At 60.6% G+C, this 6,129-nt stretch carries 9 protein-coding genes and 1 pseudogene; 1 reads left to right on the forward strand and 9 read right to left on the reverse strand.

Annotated elements, in window-relative coordinates; translation table 11 throughout:
- Window positions 1–309, forward strand: a pseudogene (locus BN2476_RS28675) (MFS transporter); the annotation flags it as partial.
- Window positions 310–350: 41 nt separating this feature from the next.
- Here BN2476_RS28675 and BN2476_RS28680 read toward each other — a convergent pair.
- The 9 genes from BN2476_RS28680 to BN2476_RS28720 all read right to left on the reverse strand — a co-directional run bounded on the left by BN2476_RS28680 (window position 351) and on the right by BN2476_RS28720 (window position 5,805).
- Entirely contained in the window at window positions 351–1,400 is a 1,050-nt protein-coding gene (locus BN2476_RS28680) for an alpha/beta fold hydrolase (protein WP_087737613.1), read from the reverse strand.
- Window positions 1,401–1,695: 295 nt separating this feature from the next.
- The gene (locus tag BN2476_RS28685) at window positions 1,696–1,923 is read right to left on the reverse strand and encodes a hypothetical protein (RefSeq protein WP_087737605.1); all 228 of its coding nucleotides are present in this window, start codon (window positions 1,921–1,923) and stop codon (window positions 1,696–1,698) included.
- Window positions 1,924–1,981: 58 nt separating this feature from the next.
- Window positions 1,982–2,206, reverse strand: coding sequence for a hypothetical protein (locus BN2476_RS28690; protein WP_087737606.1), 225 nt, complete (start codon window positions 2,204–2,206; stop codon window positions 1,982–1,984).
- Between the two features lie 57 nt (window positions 2,207–2,263).
- Complete coding sequence (locus tag BN2476_RS28695; RefSeq protein WP_087737607.1) at window positions 2,264–2,491, reverse strand: hypothetical protein; 228 nt, start codon at window positions 2,489–2,491, stop codon at window positions 2,264–2,266.
- A gap of 57 nt (window positions 2,492–2,548) precedes the next feature.
- Entirely contained in the window at window positions 2,549–2,776 is a 228-nt protein-coding gene (locus tag BN2476_RS28700; protein ID WP_087737608.1) for a hypothetical protein, read from the reverse strand.
- 779 nt (window positions 2,777–3,555) lie between these two features.
- On the reverse strand, window positions 3,556–3,786 hold the full coding sequence (locus BN2476_RS28705; protein WP_087737609.1) for a hypothetical protein: 231 nt from the start codon (window positions 3,784–3,786) through the stop codon (window positions 3,556–3,558).
- 96 nt (window positions 3,787–3,882) lie between these two features.
- Window positions 3,883–4,110, reverse strand: a complete 228-nt coding sequence (locus BN2476_RS28710; RefSeq protein ID WP_087737610.1) for a hypothetical protein — start codon at window positions 4,108–4,110, stop codon at window positions 3,883–3,885.
- Between the two features lie 309 nt (window positions 4,111–4,419).
- Window positions 4,420–5,217 (reverse strand): molybdate ABC transporter substrate-binding protein, encoded by a 798-nt coding sequence (locus BN2476_RS28715; protein ID WP_087737611.1) that lies wholly within the window; start codon window positions 5,215–5,217, stop codon window positions 4,420–4,422.
- A gap of 219 nt (window positions 5,218–5,436) precedes the next feature.
- Window positions 5,437–5,805: a DUF2784 domain-containing protein gene (locus BN2476_RS28720; protein ID WP_087737612.1), complete on the reverse strand. Its 369-nt coding sequence runs from the start codon at window positions 5,803–5,805 to the stop codon at window positions 5,437–5,439.
- Window positions 5,806–6,129 lie beyond the last annotated feature (324 nt).

Below are 6,129 nucleotides of genomic sequence, written 5' to 3' on the forward strand. Positions count from 1 at the left end.
ATCCGCTATGGCGCGCTTGCGATCGGCTTCAACGTGTCGGTGTCGCTGTTCGGCGGTACGACGCCGCTCGTCGCAGCGTGGCTCGTCGACCGCACCGGCAACCAGATGATGCCCGCGTATTACCTGATGGGCGCATCGTTGATCGGTATCGTGTCGGTGATCGCGTTGCGCGAGACGGCGGGCAAGCCGCTGCCCGGCTCGGGTCCGTCCGTCGGCACTCACGCCGAAGCGCTTGCTGTTCTCCGTCAGGCGAGCAAACGCGTCAACGTCAAGAAGGCCTATCTGGCGGTCGTCAAGGAACGCGCGTAAATGTGGGCCGCCTGTTGCGCGGCCCCGCATAGGTCTCGTGTTCAGAACCGGTCGACGTCGACCACAGCCTGCGCGAATGCTCGTGGTGCTTCTTGCGGAAGGTTGTGGCCGATGCCACCCGTGATCGTCCGGTGTTCGTACTTGCCCGTGAACTTACCTCTATAGGCGCTCGACGGCAGATGGGGCGCGCCGTTGTCGTCGCCCTCAAGCGTAATAGTGGGCACGCCGATCGTGGGCGCCGCGGCAAGTCGCTGCTCGAATTCGTCGTAGCGCGCCTCGCCCGCTGCAAGCCCTTGCCGCCAGCGATAGTTGTGGACCGTGATCTCGACATGGTCCGGGTTGTCGAAGGCGGCCGCGCTGCGGTTGTACGTGGCGTCGTCGAAGTTCCATTTCGGCGAGGCCTGCCGCCAGATCAGCTTTGCGAATTCATGCGTGTACTTTTCATAGCCCGCGCGTCCGCGATCCGTTGCGAAATAGAACTGATACCACCACTGGAACTCCGCCTCGGGCGGCAACGGCATCGCACCAGCCTTTTGACTGCCGATCAGATAGCCGCTTACCGACACCAGCGCCTTGCAGCGCTCGGGCCACAGCGCCGCGACGATATCGGCCGTGCGCGCGCCCCAGTCGAAGCCGGCGAGTACCGCTTGCTGGATGTTGAGCGCGTCCATCAGTGCGATGATGTCGCTTGCCACAGCCGACGGTTGTCCGTTGCGCATCGTGTCGCGCGAAAGGAAACGCGTGGAGCCGTAGCCGCGCAGATACGGGACGATCACGCGATAACCGCGCGATGCCAGCAGCGGCGCAACGTCGACGAAGCTATGAATGTCGTAAGGCCAGCCATGCAGAAGGATGACGGCAGGTCCGCTCGCCGGTCCCGCCTCCGCGTAGCCGACATTCAGCAGGCCGGCGTCGATCTGCTTGAGCGACGCGAAAGACGTATGGCCCGGCTTCTCCGGAGGCAACGTCGCAGGCGTCGAAACGTTGGTCTGGGCACGCGCGGAACCCAGCATGCCGAACTGAGCAGCCGCAAAAGCAAGGGCCGTTGTGCCCAGGAAGCTCCGACGACGTGAATCGATTCTCTCTGACATTTGCCTCTCCTTGTTGTTGAACGCGCTTGTGCTTCGAAGGTACTCGAACGGAGCGGCGACAGGAAGCGCCGTCACGGAAGCATTAAAGCGCGCCAAGGTATCTGCAATGTGTCGAGAACCCGGCTTATTGTGATGTTATGTATCTGATCCATGGCCAGATACATTCGGGTACAGATCGCGGTTCGCACCGGACAAGCGATCTGATGGCCCTCGGCTGATCCGGCCGAGGGGGAGCTCCGCTTCCTCCGCACCTTCGGGCGCAAACGAATCGTGCTCCCCCGACAAGGCCGTGAACTTACGCCTTGACGAACTGCAGGCCGCCGAAGTTCTGGATCGTCGGAATGTCGACCTTCGTGTCCGTCTGCGTGACAGGTGCGACCACGATAGCCGGGCTGGCAAAGCCGCCGCCGAATGCCGCGTTCGTGTTGAAGGCGTTGACGTTGCTTCCGCCGCGCACTTCCGAAAGCTCCTTGGCGGACAGTTCTTCGTTATGCGAAATATCCTTGATGGTCAGCGAAGTCATAGTTAAATCTCCTTGGATGGAACAGTTGCGAGTTGAAAGAGAGTGAATCGTTTGCTGCTTACAGCACGGCCTGCAGGCCGCCGAAGTTCTGGATCGTCGGGATCTGAACCTTCGTGTCGTTCTGCGTGACGGGGGCAACCACCACGCCCGGGCTGGCGAAGCCGCCACCAAGCGCTGCGTTGATGTTGCCGACGTTGTAGTTGCTGCCGCCGCGCACTTCGGAGAGTGCCTTGACGGAGAGTTCTGCGTTGTGCGAGAGGTCTTTGATGGTCAGCGATGCCATGATGATTCTCCTGAATCGAACGGGTTGTGAAGCGAGAGAGAGTGAGTCGTTTGCGATTTAGATCAGCACGCCTTGCAGGCCGCCGAAGTTCTGGATCGTGGGGATCTGAACCTTCGTGTCGTTCTGCGTGACGGGCGCAACCACCACACCCGGGCTGGCGAAGCCGCCGCCGAACGCCGCGTTGATGTTGCCGACGTTGTAGTTGCTGCCGCCGCGCACTTCGGAGAGCGCCTTGACGGAGAGTTCTGCGTTGTGCGAGAGGTCTTTGATGGTCAGCGATGCCATGATGATTCTCCTGAATCGAATGGGTTGTGAAGCGAGAGAGAGTGAGTCGTTTGCGATTTAGATCAGCACGCCTTGCAGGCCGCCGAAGTTCTGGATCGTGGGGATCTGAACCTTCGTGTCGTTCTGCGTGACGGGCGCAACTACCACACCCGGGCTGGCAAAGCCGCCGCCGAACGCCGCGTTGATGTTGCCGACGTTGTAGTTGCTGCCGCCGCGCACTGTGGAGAGTGCCTTGACGGAAAGTTCTTCGTTATGCGAGAGGTCTTTGATGGTCAGCGATGCCATGATGAATCTCCTGATGGTCTATGTTTCGGTTTAGGTAGAGCACGATTTGTTTGCGCTCGCGGCTATATACGCACAGGGTGTGCCAAGCGCGGCCTGCGACGCACTGACTATCTGTAAAGCACTGAAAATAAAGGCACTTCCTTGAAACGACCATCATTGACGCTGCTCTTTGCATCGACTCGCAGCAAACGACGGCCTGTGCTTCGCCAACAGGTTCGCGGATAGCTGTCTGTTTTGATCGAACAGTGCCGAATTCCGTCGCTACGACTGGCCACATCATGGTGTCGAGAACTTGATAACGATGTGCCGGAGCCGAGGGCGGGCCTCAGTGCAAAGATTGGAAGCAGGAGGGCTACGCGATCGTCAATATCGCGCGAGCGGCGGAATAGACGAGAATGCCGCCCGTCGATGGACACGACGCGCTTCCGCGGCCGGCGGTGCATGTTTCCGCTGCGATGTGAGCGGAACCGATATGGAGCGACAGGGTTTGGGCGCAACGGCACGCGTCGCTGACTGCGTGAAGCGCGGGCGCTTTGGCGCACTGTATTTGTAGGGTTTTCTGGCGCAAACAAAGAAGCCCGCCAGACGGAGAACGGCCTGGCGGGCTGAAACCATCAGGGACAAGACCTGACGGTGTCTCTCGGACGAACGCTTGTGATAGTGACTCCGTCTCCTCCTTCGTGCTTACCCCGTTTCGTCGTTCTGTCGCGAGCTATCGAATCTGATCTGGCGAAGCAAAGCTGGCTTCGCAAGGCAAGACGGTTGCCGAATGCTGAGGCTCAAAGCCCCTTCAGCCACTGCAGACCGCCGAAATTCTGGAGCGTGGGAATCACCACCTTCGTATCCGTCTGGATGACGGGCGCTACCACGATGGCAGGGCTGGCAAAGCCGCCACCGAACGCGGCGTTCACGTTGCCGAAGTTGAAGTTGCTGCCACCACGCACCGCGCCACGCGCTTCGGCGGACAGTTCTGTGTGATGCGAGAGGTCCCTGATCGTCAGCGAGGCCATGGTAGAACTCCTTGGATTGACGGGTGTTTCGATTTGGGAGAGCACGATTCGTTGCGCCGTGAGGAGCGGAGAATCGCAGCTCTCCCGGATCAGCACTTAGCTCTTGACGAACTGCAGGCCGCCGAAGTTCTGGATCGTCGGAATGTCGACCTTCGTCTCCGTCTGCGTGACAGGGGCCACGACGATAGCCGGGCTCGCAAAGCCGCCGCCGAACGCCGCGTTCGTGTTGAAGGCGTTGTAGTTGCTGCCGCCGCGCACTGCCGAGAGGGCCTCGACGGAAAGTTCTTCGTTATGCGAAAGATCTTTGATGGTCAGCGAAGTCATGATAAATCTCCTGGTTTGGCGTGTTTCAGTGGGAAGAGCACGTTTCGTTGCGCTCGCTCCCACATATGCAGAGGTTGTGCCAGTCCTGTTACCGGCTCCGCGTACCAAGCCTAATCGATTGAATTAAAACATCATTTTCCCAGAGAGCAACTCACTAGGGGCCTTCGGCTCTCCCGCCCAATGGTTGGGGCTCGGTGTCTGGCCAACAGGTTCTCGGGAATCTGTCTGTTTCCGCCGAACACCTGGGCGACATAGAGATTGCGTCGGATCTATCGCGAGGCTCCGATCCGCCCGATTGCCTGCTTTCGCTCAATTCGCTGGCGCTGGCGGGAGCGGTTCAAGTCCGCTCCCGATAATCGCGGGCGCTGCATCGGGCGATGACAGAAAGCGGATCAGCGCTGCCGCGCCGGCGAGGTTCTTCGCGTTGGTGCCAATGCCTCCGGAATACACCGTGTATCTCTGCAATTCCGCAGGCAGGCTTCCGGCAAATATCACGCCTTTCACGGGCAACAGTTCGACGACCTGCTGGAATCCGATCTCGGCCCGCCCGTTCGCGACAGCATCGGCGACCTGCTCCGCAGGTATCATGCGGCTCTTGATTGCGAGTCGTCCCGCAATGCCGAGACGTTCGAACAGCTCGCCGCCGATATAGACACCCGTTGCGTTGTCTGGATAGACGATCGATTGTGCGGTGAGCAGCGTGCGCCTCAATGCGTCGATAGAACTGATATCCGGCTTCGGCTCGCCATCGCGAACCACCATGCCGATTGCCGAGCGAGCGAAGTCCACCTTGCTGCCCGGCACGACCTTGCCGGCGTCGATCTGATCGTCGAGCGCATAGCTGACCACGATCAGCACGTCGGCCCATTCGCCGCGCGCTAGACGCACGGGAATCGCATTCGCGGTCTTGCCCGTCACGGGCCCCCAGACGGTGGTCAACGTGCGGCCCGTCGCCTCCTGGAACTGCGGGCCCAGTTCGCGATAGGCCGACGCGAAGCCGCCCGAGATCATGACTTTCACCTCATCCGCCGATGTCGCGCCGCTGCCCAGCAACGCGCCTGCGACGCAGAGCGCAAGTACGCGAACCCTTAGCTTGCGGATAGTCACGGCCCCGCTCCATGTCGATGGGATGTCCGCTGACGCTGTGGCATCGCACGCGGCGATAACACGGCAGCTAGCGGGCAGCGCGTTCGTTCAATTCTGGATTCGAGTGTAGGCCATTCGCGCCGCTCTATGGCAGATCGCCATCTGCATGGATATACGTAGATCGTTTGTTCATCGCGGCACGCGAGTTTGTCGTTGACGGGGCCGCCGGCAGACGGTCCTTCATGAATGAGGCGGAATGCGGCGCCAGGTCACTGCGACGATCAGCAGAAACAGCACGTAGGCGGCTATGAAAATCCAGGCTGGCAAATCGTAATACAGCAGTGCACTCACCCAGCGCTGCACGAATCCCTGCGGGCCGGCCGCACCCGTGCGCAGCCAGTCCTCGAGGACGGTGAGCGGACACGGCACGCCAAGAACCGCCAGCATCGCGACTACACCGATGGCCGCAAGATGCACGATCCGGAAAGCGCGGTTGCGCACCCAATCGCGCTTCAAGGCCGCGCCGACCCAGATCGCGATCAGCCCGCCGACGATGAACACGACGATCAGCGCGTGCAGCACAAGTACCGTATTGGCGAGCCAGATCACGATGTCCTTGCTATGTCTGATAACTGTCGGCGGGTCGGGCCCAGGTTAAGGGCGGCCTCGCAGATGCCGCATCACGCGGGCCAGCGAATAAGGCTGTGAATTCCGCGGTCTTTCTTGATGGTCCGTGAATGAACGTTGACACGTGCGACACCGCCGAGACGGTGTACGGCCATCGGCGCAATGACGCGGACTCCGTGTTTCTATGAGTGTAAAAGCGTTCGTCGTTGAACGCGCGAGTCGTGCGGGGAACGGTAAACGTAAACCGCCGCAACGGCGACACGTTTTACGTCGTCGGGTTGTACCGGCAGCGCTGCTCAGCGGAAG

Source organism: Paraburkholderia piptadeniae, assembly GCF_900007165.1.
Lineage (GTDB): Bacteria > Pseudomonadota > Gammaproteobacteria > Burkholderiales > Burkholderiaceae > Paraburkholderia > Paraburkholderia piptadeniae.

Coding starts and splice junctions, on each gene's coding strand:
- BN2476_RS28680 (WP_087737613.1), bottom strand. CDS start 1,400: ATGTCAGAGAGAATCGATTCACGTCGTCGGAGCTTCCTGGGCACAACG.
- BN2476_RS28685 (WP_087737605.1), bottom strand. CDS start 1,923: ATGACTTCGCTGACCATCAAGGATATTTCGCATAACGAAGAACTGTCC.
- BN2476_RS28690 (WP_087737606.1), bottom strand. CDS start 2,206: ATGGCATCGCTGACCATCAAAGACCTCTCGCACAACGCAGAACTCTCC.
- BN2476_RS28695 (WP_087737607.1), bottom strand. CDS start 2,491: ATGGCATCGCTGACCATCAAAGACCTCTCGCACAACGCAGAACTCTCC.
- BN2476_RS28700 (WP_087737608.1), bottom strand. CDS start 2,776: ATGGCATCGCTGACCATCAAAGACCTCTCGCATAACGAAGAACTTTCC.
- BN2476_RS28705 (WP_087737609.1), bottom strand. CDS start 3,786: ATGGCCTCGCTGACGATCAGGGACCTCTCGCATCACACAGAACTGTCC.
- BN2476_RS28710 (WP_087737610.1), bottom strand. CDS start 4,110: ATGACTTCGCTGACCATCAAAGATCTTTCGCATAACGAAGAACTTTCC.